Source organism: Algoriphagus antarcticus, from assembly GCF_002150685.1.
In the GTDB taxonomy this organism is placed as follows: domain Bacteria; phylum Bacteroidota; class Bacteroidia; order Cytophagales; family Cyclobacteriaceae; genus Algoriphagus; species Algoriphagus antarcticus.
This window is the reverse complement of sequence record NZ_MSSW01000075.1, coordinates 1-16564: the sequence shown is the minus strand read 5'-3', so window position 1 is coordinate 16564 and position 16564 is coordinate 1. Positions and strand designations below refer to the sequence as shown.

At 44.1% G+C, this 16564-nt stretch carries 11 protein-coding genes and 1 other RNA gene; 8 read left to right on the top strand and 4 right to left on the bottom strand.

Annotated elements, in window-relative coordinates:
- Positions 1-269: 269 nt before the first annotated feature.
- The gene (locus BVH04_RS21310; protein WP_086543483.1) at positions 270-1427 is read right to left on the bottom strand and encodes a sigma-54-dependent transcriptional regulator; all 1158 of its coding nucleotides are present in this window, start codon (positions 1425-1427) and stop codon (positions 270-272) included.
- Between the two features lie 17 nt (positions 1428-1444).
- Positions 1445-1867: RNase P RNA component class A (gene rnpB / locus BVH04_RS21305), an RNA gene on the bottom strand.
- A gap of 119 nt (positions 1868-1986) precedes the next feature.
- Between rnpB and BVH04_RS21300 the strand changes: the two genes are divergently transcribed.
- Both BVH04_RS21300 and BVH04_RS21295 read left to right on the top strand, forming a co-directional pair.
- Entirely contained in the window at positions 1987-2466 is a 480-nt protein-coding gene (locus BVH04_RS21300; protein ID WP_086543504.1) for a DUF4442 domain-containing protein, read from the top strand.
- Positions 2467-2505: 39 nt separating this feature from the next.
- Positions 2506-3069, top strand: a complete 564-nt coding sequence (locus tag BVH04_RS21295; protein ID WP_086543482.1) for a DUF3109 family protein — start codon at positions 2506-2508, stop codon at positions 3067-3069.
- A 61-nt stretch (positions 3070-3130) separates the two neighbouring features.
- On the opposite strand, the gene BVH04_RS21290 is transcribed toward BVH04_RS21295, so the two are convergent.
- Positions 3131-4303: a PQQ-dependent sugar dehydrogenase gene (locus BVH04_RS21290; RefSeq protein ID WP_086543481.1), complete on the bottom strand. Its 1173-nt coding sequence runs from the start codon at positions 4301-4303 to the stop codon at positions 3131-3133.
- Between the two features lie 535 nt (positions 4304-4838).
- Positions 4839-5171, bottom strand: coding sequence for a glycoside hydrolase family protein (locus BVH04_RS25880; RefSeq protein ID WP_205635899.1), 333 nt, complete (start codon positions 5169-5171; stop codon positions 4839-4841).
- Positions 5172-6184: 1013 nt separating this feature from the next.
- Here BVH04_RS25880 and BVH04_RS21275 point away from each other — a divergent pair.
- The 6 genes from BVH04_RS21275 (at position 6185) to BVH04_RS26710 (ending at position 16470) form a co-directional block, all read left to right on the top strand.
- Positions 6185-13771: a SpvB/TcaC N-terminal domain-containing protein gene (locus tag BVH04_RS21275; protein ID WP_086543479.1), complete on the top strand. Its 7587-nt coding sequence runs from the start codon at positions 6185-6187 to the stop codon at positions 13769-13771.
- A gap of 451 nt (positions 13772-14222) precedes the next feature.
- Positions 14223-14474, top strand: a complete 252-nt coding sequence (locus BVH04_RS21270; protein WP_086543478.1) for a hypothetical protein — start codon at positions 14223-14225, stop codon at positions 14472-14474.
- 80 nt (positions 14475-14554) lie between these two features.
- Positions 14555-15052, top strand: a complete 498-nt coding sequence (locus BVH04_RS21265; RefSeq protein WP_086543477.1) for a YcxB family protein — start codon at positions 14555-14557, stop codon at positions 15050-15052.
- A 35-nt stretch (positions 15053-15087) separates the two neighbouring features.
- The gene (locus BVH04_RS21260; protein ID WP_086543476.1) at positions 15088-15294 is read left to right on the top strand and encodes a hypothetical protein; all 207 of its coding nucleotides are present in this window, start codon (positions 15088-15090) and stop codon (positions 15292-15294) included.
- 4 nt (positions 15295-15298) lie between these two features.
- Positions 15299-16258, top strand: coding sequence for a tyrosinase family protein (locus tag BVH04_RS21255; RefSeq protein WP_086543475.1), 960 nt, complete (start codon positions 15299-15301; stop codon positions 16256-16258).
- Between the two features lie 38 nt (positions 16259-16296).
- Positions 16297-16470, top strand: coding sequence for a YcxB family protein (locus tag BVH04_RS26710; RefSeq protein ID WP_116116584.1), 174 nt, complete (start codon positions 16297-16299; stop codon positions 16468-16470).
- Positions 16471-16564: the final 94 nt, after the last annotated feature.

The window sequence follows — 16564 nt, the reverse complement described above, 5'->3', positions numbered from 1 at the left end:
AAAACTAAAACATGAAATAACCATTTAACTTCGGCATATCACCTGAGATTGAAGATTTGAAGTAAAAACTTTCATTTTCCAGTTAAGTCGGATATAGGTTGTTCTATGTGACGATTAAAAAACAAATCTAGACACATGAAAAAATTAGCCACAGCAGCATTATTGATTGGGATATTAGCCTTGGGAGCTTGTGCTTCCAGTAAGCCATGTCCAGCTTACGCAAAGGCTCCTACATCTCAGGACGCAAAAAGCTAAAAAAATACGCTGACTTAATAGTCAGCATATTTTTTTATATCCTCCAGGCTAATTTCAGGTTCGCCTAAAATCACCAGTCTTTCTACCACATTTCGCAGTTCCCGGATATTTCCAGTCCATGGATATTCCTGCAATTTCGCCAGGGCAGCTTTGCTGAAACTTTTCCTTGCATCTCCATTTTCCTGCGAGAGATCATCCAAAAACTTATTAACAAGCAGTGGAATGTCATCTTTTCTTTCTTTTAAGGCTGGCACCTGAATCAGAATCACACTTAATCTGTGATACAAATCCTCACGGAATCTATTCTCTTCAATTTCTTTTTTCAGATCCTTATTTGTCGCTGCCAAGACACGAACATCCACTTTGATATCTTTGTCTGAACCCACACGATTGATCAGGTTTTCCTGAAGCGCCCGAAGTACTTTTGACTGAGCAGAAAGTGACATGTCTCCGATCTCATCCAGAAATAAGGTACCGCCCTGTGCTTGTTCGAACTTTCCTTGACGCTGTTTATGGGCAGAAGTGAATGCTCCTTTTTCGTGTCCAAAAAGCTCACTTTCTATTAGCTCAGAAGGGATTGCTGCACAGTTTACCGCCACAAAAGGCTGAGAGGATCTATTGCTTTTCGCATGTACCCAATGAGCCACCAGTTCTTTACCCGTTCCATTAGGCCCCGTGATTAGAACTCTGGCATCTGTAGGGGCTACCTTTTCAATCGTTTCTTTGACTTGATGAATAGCAGCTGATTCTCCCACCATATCCAGTTTCTTGGAAAGCTTCTTTTTGAGGACTTTGGTTTCAGTTACCAATTCCTTTTTTTCCAAAGCATTCCTAACGGTTAGCAAAAGACGGTTGAGATCCGGAGGTTTTGGGATGAAGTCGAAAGCTCCTTTCTTAGTTGCTTCTACGGCAGTTTCTATGCTCCCGTGTGCTGAGATCATGATGAATTGCGGTGATTTCTCCAGTGCCTTTGCTTTCTCCAGCACTTCAATGCCATCCATTTTAGGCATTTTCACATCGCAGAGCACTAGATCAAAATCATCTTCTTGCAATTTTGCCAGGCCTTCTTCACCATCCTGGGCTTCAGTAACAATGTATTTCTCGTATTCTAAAATTTCGCGTAATGTAGCGCGGATGACTTTTTCGTCATCGATGATCAGTATTTTCGACATAGTTTCAATATAAAATAAAAAAGTGCAAGTCTATAAGCCGGGTTCTGTTTCCTCTTCTATTTTCAGAATTGGTTTCTTGCCATTTATCTAGCCCCGACTTTGCAATCGGGGTCCATCGATCTACCCGTTCCGCATAAAAGCGAGCAACTTTTCTCGGAACTTAATCCGACGCGGAACCTATTTGATCTTTCAACCCATAAGGTTTGCCATGCCCCTGACATCACTGCCAGAGCGGTGGGCTCTTACTCCACCTTTTCACCCTTACCCTTCGACTCCCTTCGGGCTCGCCCTGAGCTTGTTGGAGGGCGGTATATTTTCTGTGGCACTGGCTGTAAACTGACCGTCACCAGTCAGCCTCCTTCCCGTTAGGAAGTATGGCGCTCTATGTTGCCCGGACTTTCCTTCCCAATAGCTATCGGGACGACAAGACGACTTGCACATTGCAAAGTACGGTAAAATCTTGCTATCAGTATAATAAATATGCCTTAGGAAGCAGGCAACAAGAAAGGTGATTTTATAAGTCGTTCTTTTTCTGTGTCTTTTGGCTTATCTTTTTCAAATGGATAAAAAGAATAACAAGAAGTTTAGGCGGCTCATTCGACTGATCAATTGGTATCCGCCGTATTTGTTTTCTGGAATCAAAGTGGTGGACTATTCAGACGATTTTTCCAGCTTCCGCACTCGCCTCAACCTCACTTGGTACAATCGAAACTTGCTAGGTACTGCGTTTGGCGGATCTCTCTATTCCATGTGCGATCCATTTTTTATGTTTATCCTCTTGATTCAGTTGGGCGAGGAATACGTCGTTTGGGACAAGACGGCAAGCATAGAATTTGTAAAACCGGGAAAGGGAACAGTTTATGCAGATTTCAAACTTTCTCCATCCCAAATTTCTGAGATAAAAACGGTTGTTAATCGAGATGGAAAAGGAGTTTTCGAATTTCCCTGCGAGGTGAAAAACGAAGAAGGGATAGTTATTGCCAAGTTGCAGAAAGGAGTATATGTGCGAAGAAAAGAGGTTGCGAAGCCGAATGACTAGCTTTCGATTGCGTAACTTTGCCCATTAACAAAGAAGACCATGATAATAGTTGGGGATACCGTGCTTTCGGATGATATAAAGGAGAATTTTTTCGTATGTGACCTTGAGGCTTGCAAAGGTGCTTGCTGTGTGGAGGGAGACGCCGGTGCTCCTTTAGAAGACGAGGAAACCAAGATCATCGAGGATATCTACCCGATTGTCAAAGATTACATCACTGAGGAAGGTCGTCAGGCTATCGCAAAGCAGGGAACTTGGGTATTTGACAAGGATGGTGACAAGGGAACTCCGACCATCGGCGACAACAGAGAATGTGCCTATGCTTTACATGACGATAGAGGCATTCTGAAATGCGGAATTGAACAGGCTTACCTCGATGGGAAGACCACATGGAAAAAGCCCATCAGCTGTCACATGTATCCGATTCGTGTCACCAAATACGATCAGTTTGACGCACTGAATTATGACCGCTGGCATATCTGTGATCCTGCTTGTCAACTAGGCTCTAGCCTCAAAGTACCCATCTACAAATTCCTAAAAGATGCCCTTACCCGTAAATACGGAGCCGCTTGGTATGAGGAACTGTTGAGAGAGATAGAGGGATAAAAGCCCCGATAGATACCGGGGGAGAGATTTGAGATCAAGACTTTGTCTTGATGACATTTATCTACTCATACCCAAGCTTATAGATTTTACCGTCAAATCCACAGATATACAATTCCTGATTTTGGTCTATTCCGAAAGAGGAGATGGGGAAATCGGCGTTCAGTAATTCTTTGTTAACTGGATTTGCCGGATCATTGCTATCCAAAGTCCAAATTCTTCCAGACACGTAATCTGCATAGATATAAAGTCCTTCCAATTCTTCCAGGCTAGAACCTCGATATACAAAACCTCCTGTGATTGATATATCGCCCTGAGTATGGTCATATTCCCAAATAGGCAATTCCAGCCCTTCCTTATTACAATCAGCGGGTTTGAAGCAGTGAAAGCCTTCCATCGTTTTCCAACCGTAATTCCCACCTTTTTTAATGATGTCTACTTCTTCATACTTGTTTTGACCTACATCACCAGTCCACAACTGACCATTGGCTGAGTCAAAGCTAAATCTCCAAGGATTGCGCAAGCCGTAAGCATAGATTTCTCCTTTGAAGCCTTCGCTGTTATTTGCAAATGGATTGTCAGCAGGGATTGAATAATTGGTTGCCCCATCTTGCTGATCTACGTCTATTCTCAGAATACTTCCCAGAAGGGTTTTTAGGTTTTGCCCATTTCCTTGTGGATCTCCACCGCTTCCTCCATCACCTACAGCTATATATAAGTAGCCATCCGGGCCAAATGAAACTTGTCCTCCATTGTGATTGGAATAGGGTTGATCATATTCTAAGAGCACGAGTTCACTACTTGCGTCTGCCTGAATGGGATTTGATGCGGAAACACTAAAACGTGAAATTACTGTTCGATCGGGATTAGAAGCGGTATAGTTCACATAGAAAAAGCCGTTGTTTTCATAATCAGGGTGGAAGGCAAGTCCCAATAATCCTTCTTCATTTCCAGAATCATCTACTTGACTTTCAATGTTAAGAAAATCACCTTTCTGAGTTGTCGCTGCATCATTTTGAAAAACTGAAATCACACCACGTTGCTCCACCACAAATATTCTATTCGAGTTGTCTCCAGCATGCTGAAAATCCACCGGTCTGGTGAATGATAGCTCAGGAAAAGCTTCTTGAACCGTGATATCACCTGTTGGGATAGGGTCAACTGTTGGGCTTTCTTGTGAACATGCTGAACTATAAGTGAAAACTAGAAATAGGAAGATATTAAGATAGGTTTTCATGGGTAAAAGATTGTGTGGTTTTTGACTAAGCTAGGATAAAAGCTAGCTATGTATTAATTAAAATTGGCTATACGAGCAACTTCTTGTCTTGTATTCACTACGTAAATCATTTGGTTTCGAACGGACTATGTTTTAAATGGACAGGTATTTCTAACTATGTTCGCTACGTATTCTCTGGAGTAAACACGCTCAGATACCACATATTGTACCAATGAATTTAAATTTCACCTTCGTCGGTGCTAGTGATCGGTAGGAATACATATTCTGATACCGGTATTCCTCTTCCGTTCTAGCGTTCACCCATGTAGAGATAGGCATCTTTGTATCCCGGAATCTTAAAAATAAAGCATAGCTGGAAGTTGAAAGTGTTGTTTCCCGCATCACATACAAATGGATTTCCGTGTTTGGTGTAAGGCCCATGATATTTCGGATGTGTAAAAGGTCGCTGGGTTGGGAGTCGAGCCCGAGTACCCGCTGGTTAGCAGGTAAAACTTACCGTTTTTTTTCAATATTCCTGGTCCTTCGCAATGAACTTCTATGTCCTCGTCATTGGTGGTAGTAGAGAGTTAGTCTTCTGATAATTCCACCATTCTGATAATTTATTGATATGATCTGCTGCATAGCCAATGTATGCTTTCTTGGTGTCTGGCTCCAAATACATACCTATGTCAAGAGACTCGTGACCATTGGGTCTGTAGTGATCTCTTACTTTGAACGGGCAGGTAGAACTGTCGCTAATAGCCACGCCTAGTTCAGCTGTCAGATATTTCAAATTGTCATAGTGAAGCCACATGACGTGTTTCATATTCACTTCATCTTGGATGACTTTTGGTCGCTCGACAACTTTTATCTCTCCTTTTTCCAGCACCACACCTTCTTTTTCCAGTTATAAAGATCCTTGGAATAATAGCAGGAAACTCTCCTTGGAGCTCCTCTTTGTTCACCATACCAATAGTAGGTTTCTTCTGATGCTACATAGGTGATATTGCCTCCACGGCTGTCTATATGTGCGCCATAATCTGCCAGCCACTAGCCTCCGGGCTTGAAAGAGGTATATTCACCATGGTTTCTTTGTCACAGTGGCGACAGTATCTTGGATTATAAAGTGTACTAAAGAAATTATATTTTTTGTCGCGTTGGAAGGTGGGAGAGCTTATTTTCTGTCATTTACACAGCTTCTCCAAAACAGGATTACCCCACGCTTAGAAGTTACACACCCTAGACTTAGTGTTTCTGTAGGAGGGGATCACAGCGTAAAAGGATCGAAAATTTTCTAGGAACTCCTTCCATAACCTTTTCGAATTCAGCCGAAAGCTCTGAAAACCAGTCTGTTTGACCTGCAAAGTATTTATTTTCTTTTATTTTGCTGGTATTGTTTCTTATTAATTCAAAAGGTGGTAATTTTTGTAGACCAAGAAGAAAAGGGCAATGATTGATACCCTAAAGTCCAACTGTTTGGGTATTATTTTTAATAGAATAGAGGGAGCTGAAATTGCTCCAAGGAATTCTTTCGGTATGAAAAGCCAGAAGAATAGTTGTTTGAGAGTGAAAGGCTAAGAAAAAATATAGCAAGGGAAGTCTCCAGGAATTTTTCAAACCATACGTAAAAAAGCAGGATTAAAAGTCGGTAACATTTCATTGGCTTGGTTATTCCTCTGCCATACATTTATTGGAACTGAGATTTGGTGAGAGATTTATTAAGGAATTACTAGGCCATTATTCAAGCCAATTCATTGTCTCGTTAACAATTAGGGAATACTCATTTTTCCATAAAATTTAACAACCCATTGCTTCTGTACAATCAAAAAGGCAGCAACTTAACTTCAAAGCCGACACAGTTGCATCACATTTGATTTTGCCCAGCGCTTAAAAGCACAAAGGATGAAAGAGCAATCACAAAACAAATCCTCTACAAACTTCCTCAAAACAGATGGGGGAAAAACCAAATCCAATGCCATTGAGATACCTTCTATTTCTTTGCCTAAAGGCGGTGGAGCAATCAAAGGCATTGATGAAAAATTTCAGGTCAATCCTGTCAATGGCACTTCTTCCTTTTCTATTCCATTAGCTTTTTCACCTAACCGGAATGGGTTTACCCCGTCTTTATCGCTTTCGTACAATTCGGGGGTTGGCAACGGCCTGTTCGGTATTGGCTGGGATTTGGATCTGCCTGCTATCCAACGACGCACAGACAGAAAACTTCCCCTTTATTTTGATGCCAATGATATAAAAAATATTCAAAGAGAAGATAGCTTTATGTTTTCGGGGGTGGAAGAACTGGTGCCATATACGGACCAGAAAAATGGGAAGTGGCCTGTCAGACAGGTAAAATCCGGGGAATTCACCATACGCCATTATCGTCCTCGGATCGAAGGGAGTTTTTCACGTATTGAACGGATCCACCATCAGGATCATGGCTTTTATTGGCGCGTTACCTCCAAAGAAAACATTACCACTTTTTTTGGGTTCAGCAAATCCTGCCGTATTGCCGATCCAAAAGATGAGTCCAGGGTTTTTCAATGGCTTCCCGAATTTTCTTTTGACGACAAAGGCTCCTGGGTCGAATATGAGTACAAAGCCGAAGATTTACTGAACGTTAAAAACGACGTTCACGAGAAAAACCGGTTCAACGGCAATGCCGCTTTTATCAACAAACATTTAAAACGCGTCAGGTACGGCAATCAAACTGCGTATTATATCGATAAATCCCGTCCGTACCAAATCCAACTGCCCGTTGATACTGCCCATTTTTTTGAGGTAGTATTTGACTATGGTGAGCATGATGAGGAAAATCCAACCCCCAATGAGAATGCTTCTTGGCTCGTCCGAAAAGACCCTTTTTCGTCTTATAGAGCTTGTTTTGAAATGCGAACTTACCGGCTGTGCCAGCGTATTTTAGTGTTTCATACTTTCCCGGAGTTAAATGGTGGGCTGCCCACTTTGGTTCGCTCCATGGATTTTGATCATGCCCCTTCCAGCAAAGAACTAACCAAAACGACCCGTCCGACGGAACTGACCTATCTGACGGGCATCACCCAAAAGGGCTATGTCCGGCGCAATGGTAGTTATGCGTCCAAAGCATTGCCCAAGATGGTTTTTGATTACCAATGGCTGCAATGGCATACAGCAGTGAAAGATGTTACAGCACAAAATCTAATCCATGCCCCTGTTGGACTTTCTGACAATTATCAATGGGTGGATTTGTTTAATGAAGGTATCAACGGCATTTTAACCGAACAGGGAAATGGCTGGTTCTACAAATCCAATTTGGGAGGAGACGATAAAGGAAATGTCCGATTTTCTTCTGCAAAACCTGTGATCCCCAAACCTTCCTTCATGGGTCTGTCCACCGGTGTTTTACAACTTCAGGATCTGGAGGCGAACGGGGAAAAACAGGTAGTGGTCAACTCCCCTGGCCTGCAGGGCTATTTTGAACTAACGGACGAAGGGGAATGGCAGCCCTTCAGAGCCTTTTTTAAAACATTGAACCTGGACTTGCGCGATCCCGATGTGCGGATGTTTGATATCAACGGTGATGGGAGACCCGATGTGGTGCTATCCGATGCAGGAGCGTTTTGGTGGTGGGAAAATGCCGGTAAAACAGGCTATGATTCCCCTCAATTGGCCCGAAAACCGTATGATGAGGAACAAGGACCTGCCATTGTCTTTTCCGATCAAGAGCAGCGCATCTTTTTGGCCGATATGTCAGGCGATGGCCTGACCGACATTGTCCGTATTAGCAATAGCGGGGTGTGTTACTGGGCAAATTTGGGTTACGGGCGTTTTAGCGCAAAAGTGACCATGGGCAATGCCCCTGTTTTTGACCGGCCCGATCAATTTAATCCTGTCTATCTCCAACTGGCAGACATAAGTGGTACGGGCGCGACCGATATCATCTACCTGGGTAAAAATAAATTCAAAGCGTATCTGAACTTCAGTGGCAACACGTGGAGCGATGCTACTGAGATAGAACCATTTTTTCCAACTGAGCAACCCAATAAAATTACAGTAACGGATTTACTGGGCAATGGTACCGCCTGTATTGTCTGGTCGTCTGAATTGCCTGCCTATCGGTCTGCTCCGATGCGCTATATAGATCTGATGGGCGGTAAAAAGCCCCATATCATGCGCTGCCACGAAAATGGGTTTGGTAAAAAAACGGAGATCGAATATAAAAGCTCGACCTGGTTTTACCTGCAGGATAAACTGAAAGGAGAGCCATGGATCACAAAACTAGCCTTTCCCGTACATTGCGTATCCAAGACGATTGTGAGTGAAGCGGTAACCAACGTGCGGTTTACAGCGAAATACACCTATCATCATGGCTATTATGATCACGCAGAAAGGGAATTCAGGGGGTTTGGCAGGGTGGAACAAACAGATACCGAATATTTTGATGTTTTTGAAAAAGCAGGCGCAGGTAATACTGTTCCTGCCGAACATCATCAGCCCCCCGTTTTGACCAAAACCTGGTTTCATTCGGGTGCATTTTTGGATAAACAACGCATCTTGACACAGTTTAAAAAAGAATACTGGCAGGAAGCATTTAAGGCAAATGGATTTACTGCTACTGCTGAATTTGAATTGCCCGATGCTGTCCTTTTAGCGGCCGATAGCCTGACTGGCTTTGACCTCAACGAATTGAGCGCAGACGAATGGCGGGAAGCGCTTCGCGCCTGTAAAGGGATGACGTTGCGGCAGGAAGTATTTGGCCTGGATGCCGAAAAACGAACCGCTGATGAAAAGCAAACCAAAGGTTATGCAGTTCATGACCCTGCCCTTTTGTTATTTAAGGCAGCAGCACTACAAACGGAACTGGTACCCTATTCCGTCGCCACCCACAATTGCGAAATTCAACTCCTGCAAGAGCGGGATAAAAACCGCTTTGCGGTGTTTATGGTCAAAGAGAGCGAGGCCATTTCCTATGTCTATGAACGTAATCCGGAGGACCCACGCATTGCGCACACGTTGACCCTCGAGACCGATGAATTGGGCAATGTGCTGGAGGCAGTATCTGTGGTTTATCCAAGATTGAAAGAAGAGGCTATTTTAAAAGCTGTGCCTACCGAAAGCCTCATTATCGGCAACGCCAAAGAAGTTGCCCGGAAAGGACAACAAAAACAATGGGTCACTTTTATCAAAAATGAAGTCACCAACGATATCATCGAGCCGGAAAGCTACTATTTGCGGAAAGGATGGGAGACAAAAACCTATGAACTGACGGGGATAAAACCCAAAAAATCATTTTTCACCATTGCTGATTTTAAGGGAAAGGTCAAAACTTTCCAGGAAATTAAATATCAGCAAAAAGCAACCACAGGCGCACAAAAACGCTTGATTGAACACATCAAGACCAAGTTTTATAATGCTGATGTAAGCGCTCCGTTACCAGATGGAAAACTGGCCATTTACGCTATTCCTTTTGAAGCCTATCAGCTGGCCTATACGCCGGATTTGTTAGCGGATATTTTTACACCTACCGCTTTGGCTGCCCCAATGAATTTAACGGATGCAGATATGCATGCAGGTAAATTTTTAAAGGATGATCAAAACTGGTGGATACAATCGGGCACGATCCACTATCGAAGGGCAGGAGAAAATTTAAGTGATGTCAAAGACCACTTTTTCGCTCCCGTTGCCTATACTGATCCGTTTGATAGCGTCACGGAAGTATTTTATGATCCGCTCCATATTATTATGCAAAAAAGCATAGATGCGCTGGGGAATGAAAGTCAGGTGCTGCGCTTCAATTACCGCACCTTGTCGCCCGATATCATGCGGGATATCAATGACAATATTTCTTCGGTGGTCGTGGATGAACTGGGTCTGGTAAAGGCAGCGGCAGTAGAAGGCAAGGCGACCGGCAATCCTGTGCAAGGCGAGGAAGGCGATCATTTAACGGGCTTCACGGAACAAACGGAAGGTACAGAGGCCCAAAACATCATTGACTTTTTCAACCATGCCCGAATCCCTGCTCCGCAGGTATGCAACTCCACTGTTTTACACCAAATTGCCCGTAAGTTACTCGGCAATGCTTCCGCACGGATGGTCTATGATTTTTCAAAACAGCCAACGGTGGTGGCCAGTATTGTTCGGGAACAGCATGCCAAGCAGAACCCCAATGACAGTCCCTTGCAAATCAGTTTTGAATACAGCGATGGTCTGGGCAAAGTGGCGATGAAAAAGGTACAGGCGGAACCCGGAAAGATTAAAGCGCCTGATGGAACATGGCTGGATTCCGGCGATCAGCTCCGTTGGGTGGGTAATGGGCGCACCGTTTTGAATAATAAGGGCAACCCCATCAGGCAGTATGAACCCTATTTTTCCACCACTCCTGCGTATGAAAATGACCCCGCCTGGGTGGAACAAGGTGTTTCGCCCACCCTTTATTACGACGGGGCAGGTCGCAATGTAAAAACGGAATTCCCGAACGGCACTTTTACCAAAGTAGTATTCGATGCCTGGAAACAGTATAGCCATGATGTGAACGACACCGTCAAAGACAGCGATTGGCATAAGCAGCGCATGGCTTTGGGCAATAGTGATCCGGAAAAGAAGGCAGCACGACAAACAGAAATCCACGACAATACGCCATCATGCCTGCTTCTTGACACTCTGGGCAGGCCGACTTTAGGCATTGATCACAACCGCTGGGAGGATGCACCTGGCAGTATAAAAGAAGTATTTAATTATACCACTTCCGAACTGGATATAGAAGGCAATTCGCTCAGCGTCACAGATGCGCGGGGTAATGTAGTGATGCGATACCGCTATGATATGCTAGGCCATCGGGTGACGCAGACGAGCATGGATGCGGGTAAACGCTGGATGCTGAATAATGCATTGGGTAATCCTGTAAAAGCGTGGGATGAACGTCGGCATTTGTTCTCGTATGAATACGATGCCTTGCACCGATCGACCAAAAACCAGGTCGAGGGCGGTGACGGCCCAACCCCTTTACATCATAGTTATGAATGGATCATCTATGGCGAAAACCAACCCAATGCCAAAGCCAGAAACCTGCGGGGTAAGGGGGCTATTTTATTTGATTCAGCTGGTAAAGTAAGCTCTGAAAAATATGATTTTAAAGGTAACCTACTGGAAAGTACCAGGCAATTGTGCCAGGATTATAAAAACCTGCCTGATTGGACCACGCCAGCATCGGTGGCAATGGAACCGGAGGTTTTTACTTCCAAAAGCGAATATGATGCGCTGAACAGGCCTGTCAAGATGTTTACCCCTCATACTGCGCAGATTCCAGCTTCTGTTATTTTCTCGGAATATAATGAAGCCAACCTGCTGAATGCATTAAGCGCAAAACTCAGAGGTAGTAATAATGATACTCCTTTTGTAAAGAATATTGATTATGATGCCAAAGGGCAGCGTATGGCTATTTTGTATGGAAATAATACAGTAACCCGATATACCTATGATCCGGCCACCTTCCGCATGAATCGTTTGCTGACAACACGGAACGCCGGCGCGGGTATGCTGCAGGATTTGAATTATACCTATGATCCGACTGGTAACATCACCTTTATCAAAGATGATGCACTGCAAAGTATATTCTTCAACAACAACCGTGTCGATCCGGATTGCGCTTATCTCTATGATAGTATTTACCGCCTGATACAAGCGACCGGAAGGGAACACATAGCCGGCAATACGGCTCCCGATGCCTATGATGCGAAGCGCACCAACTTACCGCATAAAGGGGATGGTAACCAGTTGCAGACCTATACACAACGCTACCAGTACGATGCAGCCGGTAATATGCTGCTGATGCAGAATGTAAATAGCTGGAAGCGGACATTTACCTGTAGCCCTACCAATAACCAACTGCTTACTGCCCCGGCAAATAGCGACGCCGGTACGCCATTTACATATACCTATGACCCACATGGCAATATGAGCAAGATGCCGCATCTGCCAGGGATGGACTGGAATTTTAAAGACCAGTTGCAGCATATTGACATCACTGCTTCATTAGAAAATGATGCCGCGGGTGGTGCCTATTATGTGTATGATGCTTCGGGAGAACGCATCCGTAAAGTAGTAGAAAAAAACAATGTAACCGAAGAACGGATTTATTTGGGCGGTTTTGAGATCTTTCGTAAACGTAGGAATGGAACCATTGAATTAGAAAGGGAGACCTTACACATCATGGATGATACCCGCAGGATTGCGCTGATTGACACAAAAATAAAACCGAACCATGCCGCAGAACTGCCCTTGATCCGATATCAATTCAGCAATCATTTAGGCACCGCTTCTTTAGAACTGGATGGAAGTGATCAGGCACAAATCATCAGTTACGAAGAATATTATCCTTATGGCAGCACCAGTTACCATGCCTCTGACCAGGTTCGGGAAGTACCAGCTAAGCGATATCGATATACAGGTAAGGAGCGAGATGAAGAAAGTGGGTTGGAATACCATAGTGCAAGGTATTATTTGCCTTGGCTAGCGAGATGGTCAAGCGCAGACCATACTGGAATAAAAGCTGGATTGAATTTATTCGCTTATGTAAAAAGTAACCCTATCGGGTTAATAGATCTAAAAGGGACCGAAGATAGTCCTGCGAATTCTAAAAAAGAACCTACCATATCAGACTCAATTGGCCTAGGTCTTACAGTAGCTTATCTTATGGCTTCCATGGAAGTAGATAAATTATTAAGATCACCAACTTTAGCCCCCGTAATGACTCTTTATGGCCCAAATGGAATGCTCGACAAGGCAGCGCAAAAGTTAGAAGAAGGAATTGTAGAAGGGAAGTTTGGTAAAGATTATGTTACAAAGGAAGAGCATAAAAAACAGTTAGGGGCAATAGTAGAAGTTGGCGGTTCTTTGTTTCCGGGATTAGGAGAAGTAAAAGTCGGACTGCCTGGGCCAAAATTAGCATTCGCAGAAGCTGGCAGTGGCAGCCTAGCAACCAATGTCGCGGTAGCAGTTCCTGCTATAGTATCTAGGACCCCTGCATTGTTGGTCGTTGCGGCTGCAGCAATCGAATCCAAAGGGGCTAAAATACTTTCAAATAATGAACACGCTGCTCACACTGATAAAACAAAAGCAATTCCAAAAACAATAAGAGCAACCCAAGGCGAGGCAGAAGCATACAAAGAATCCCTTCGACGAGGGGAGATTGGTTTACAGCGTCCTGGTAAAGTATCCGAAGGCGGAGTCGATTACATTACAGCGATCCAGAACCAAAGTACTGGCGAAGTCACAATCTATATTACTGATGTGAAGACGAGTACGATCGGTAAATTTCCTGCACCACAAACAACCAAAATCCCAATTGAATGGGGACGGGAGGTCGAAGCAGCCATTGCTCCCGGGCGCTTAGACTTAGGAAATGCAAATTTAGAGAACCGTGTGCGTGAGGCATTCCGGGATGGTAGAGTAGTCCCGAGGCAAATCAATGTTGACTATTCACCAAAAGGCCAGGGGAGTATCTCGGGCTTCTGACAGAAGACTAATCCGATCTAGATATGAGGCAGGAAGTCTTTATGAAAAGTTGTGATTGAATGAACTTTATATAAAATAACCGGCTATGGTAAAGCAATGAAGTTAAAGTCCTAATTACATTCTTTGTTCCTTTCAAAAGCAGTTAAAACCTTTACCATTATTTACTGAAAGAGCTTTCCTCAGTTTTAATAAAGTCACTCATTCTGGCACATGTGGTAGGTAAGGTTAAATACATCTTGCGTATAACATTAATCAAATTAATTAAAAATAATTTTACATGAAATTTATCATCCCACCACTTGCACAAAATTGAACAGGCAATGAAATTAAGAATCTGCATTACATCTTGTTTTTCCTTGTACAAAAATGAACAATCCTTCGGTAAAAAATTTCTTTAACGATTCCGATTTTCAATAAACAAGAAATATAAATTACAAAAAAACATAAAACTATGAATACCAATCAAACCACAATCGCCCATGGTACACTCGGAGTAGATACCGATACGTATTTCTTGATAACGCCGCAGCAAATGCTTCTCATAGACGCTGCATTCAATATTGAGAATGCCCTTATAGGACAACACGTGAGTGTCATTGGCAAAAAGGGTGTTCCATCCAACGCTCCAGGCATTACCAAACTTCTGGCCGACAGGATCATCGGTCATAAATCTATCGCCATCCGGGCCTTTGACATCTTCTAATCAGGGGCAGGAGGATCGCAGGACGACAACTGGTTCCGAGCCGGAAAGCGAGCTCTTAAAAACATGACCCCTAACCTTCAATGACCGCCAAAATGATAGACCTCCAATTCACCCTCCAATCCCAAGAGCTTATCGCTCTTTTTCGCAGGATGCAATTCCAAGCCACAAGGTGGCGATGGGTCTTCTTAGGAGTCATGATGATCGTGGTAGCCTGGATCTGCTCCCAGATCGTGGGCTGGGGTGGCTTGCTGATGTTTGTCGTCATCTTTTCGATGCTGCTGATTTGGCTGCTCTGGGGTTACCCCAGGTCGGTGCTCCGTACCATAAAAAAAATGCCTTCCTGGGGTAAGCCGGTTCAGTATGTGTTTGATGAAAACGGATTTACCCAACAGACTGTTGTTTCGAAAGCCACTGTACAGTGGCATGCCATCATCCGGGCGGAGGAATTGCCAGACTGGATTCTGCTGCACATTGGTTCCCCGCTGATCTTTTATTCGATCCCAAAGCGTGCCTTCACCGTTGACCAGCAAAAAGCCTTGAAAACCCTATTAACAAACAAAGGATTGTTGAAAGTATAATAAAAGGGTGTTCTGCTTTTATAAGCACTAAATCATTGGCTCAACTGATTACGCCTGAAATGCTTCCTAAGAATGTGTATAAGTCTACTTCTGAGGCCAAGAATAGGGTACTAGAGATTCTCCACGGCAGCATACGCCTGTTGGGATATGGTATAATAAAACAGGATGTGGAGAATACCATCAAACTAATTAGCATAGGTAATAGGAAAAAGAATAGATACCAAGTAAATCCCAAACCATAAAATCATGACAAACTCAAAGAAAGAAAAGAAAGAGGAGCATTCCAAACAGAACCATGGCTCGCATGAAAACAAACCCCATGCACATAGGCCGCATGACCTACCATATTACGATCCAGATTATGAGCACCCGGCCCATTATGACCACGAGCATCCTGACAATCCCCGCTACCCTGATCGCCGCATCTACGGTGATTATGCGTCGAAAAAACCACCGACCTATGTGCCACACCCCTTTGAGAACACTTGTTTCAGGCCGCGTAAAGAAGACTATAAACCGCCAGCTTTCTGTGGTGACGACAACGATGAGCTGTGCATTCGCAAAGATCACCGCATGATGACTACTGACGAGCAGAATCGATTCCTCAATGCGTTCAGCCAGATCAACGCGATGAATGCTCTGGGACCATTGGTGGATATCCACTCCAATGCAATTCATCTGATGCATGGTAACCCGCGCTTTCTGCCTTGGCACAGGATCTACCTGTTACGGATGGAGGAGTTGCTTATGATGGTTGATCCGACAGTGTGCATTCCCTACTGGAAATCGAGCGAGGAACAATCATTCCCGTCATGGCTCATCAGTTTCACGCCCACGGTGACGCTGATGAGCGGACCTCATACGGTCACGCGAAACATCGGAATGTTTGCAATCCTGCCTAACGCAGCAGCTGTGACGGCAGCACTGGCCAATGGAACGTTCAACACGTTCGCCTCTGCGCTTGAAGGGATTCACAATTCCGGACATGTCTGGGTAAGTGGTTCCATGGGAAGTGTCTCCTTTGCGCCCTGCGACCCAGTGTTTTGGATGCACCACTGTGAGATCGATCGCATCTGGGCTGAATGGCAGGCGGCAAATCCCGGCCAGAATCCCGCCCTGGCCGGCTCCACTGCGGTTATGGATCCTTGGGCCGAGACTGAGGTTGACACGCGAGACATTATCGCTTTGGGATATAACTATGTTTGATCCTGTTTTGGTAATGGAATTACCCAATAGATTGTGTTTTGACATCCACTGTAGAATGGCCGGCCATCCTCCAGGCGGAGGAATTGCCCTACTGGTTTCTGCGAAACATTGGTTCCCAGCTAATCTTTTATGCCATACCCAAGCTGGCTTTTACAGACGAGCAACAACTGACCTTGAAAAACATTTTAAAAAATAAAGGATTGCTGATATAATCCAAAAATGCTGCTTTTAATAATTAATGCGAATCAAGGGTCAGAAGAGTGCTTAAATTTTCGATTTAAACCGTTGATTTTGAGTAAATTACGC

What these genes read in the sequence shown, in the direction of transcription:
- BVH04_RS21310 (WP_086543483.1), bottom strand. Translation starts at nt 1,427, where the DNA reads ATGTCGAAAATACTGATCATCGATGACGAAAAAGTCATCCGCGCTACA.
- BVH04_RS21300 (WP_086543504.1), top strand. Translation starts at nt 1,987, where the DNA reads ATGGATAAAAAGAATAACAAGAAGTTTAGGCGGCTCATTCGACTGATC.
- BVH04_RS21295 (WP_086543482.1), top strand. Translation starts at nt 2,506, where the DNA reads ATGATAATAGTTGGGGATACCGTGCTTTCGGATGATATAAAGGAGAAT.
- BVH04_RS21290 (WP_086543481.1), bottom strand. Translation starts at nt 4,303, where the DNA reads ATGAAAACCTATCTTAATATCTTCCTATTTCTAGTTTTCACTTATAGT.
- BVH04_RS21275 (WP_086543479.1), top strand. Translation starts at nt 6,185, where the DNA reads ATGAAAGAGCAATCACAAAACAAATCCTCTACAAACTTCCTCAAAACA.
- BVH04_RS21270 (WP_086543478.1), top strand. Translation starts at nt 14,223, where the DNA reads ATGAATACCAATCAAACCACAATCGCCCATGGTACACTCGGAGTAGAT.
- BVH04_RS21265 (WP_086543477.1), top strand. Translation starts at nt 14,555, where the DNA reads ATGACCGCCAAAATGATAGACCTCCAATTCACCCTCCAATCCCAAGAG.
- BVH04_RS21255 (WP_086543475.1), top strand. Translation starts at nt 15,299, where the DNA reads ATGACAAACTCAAAGAAAGAAAAGAAAGAGGAGCATTCCAAACAGAAC.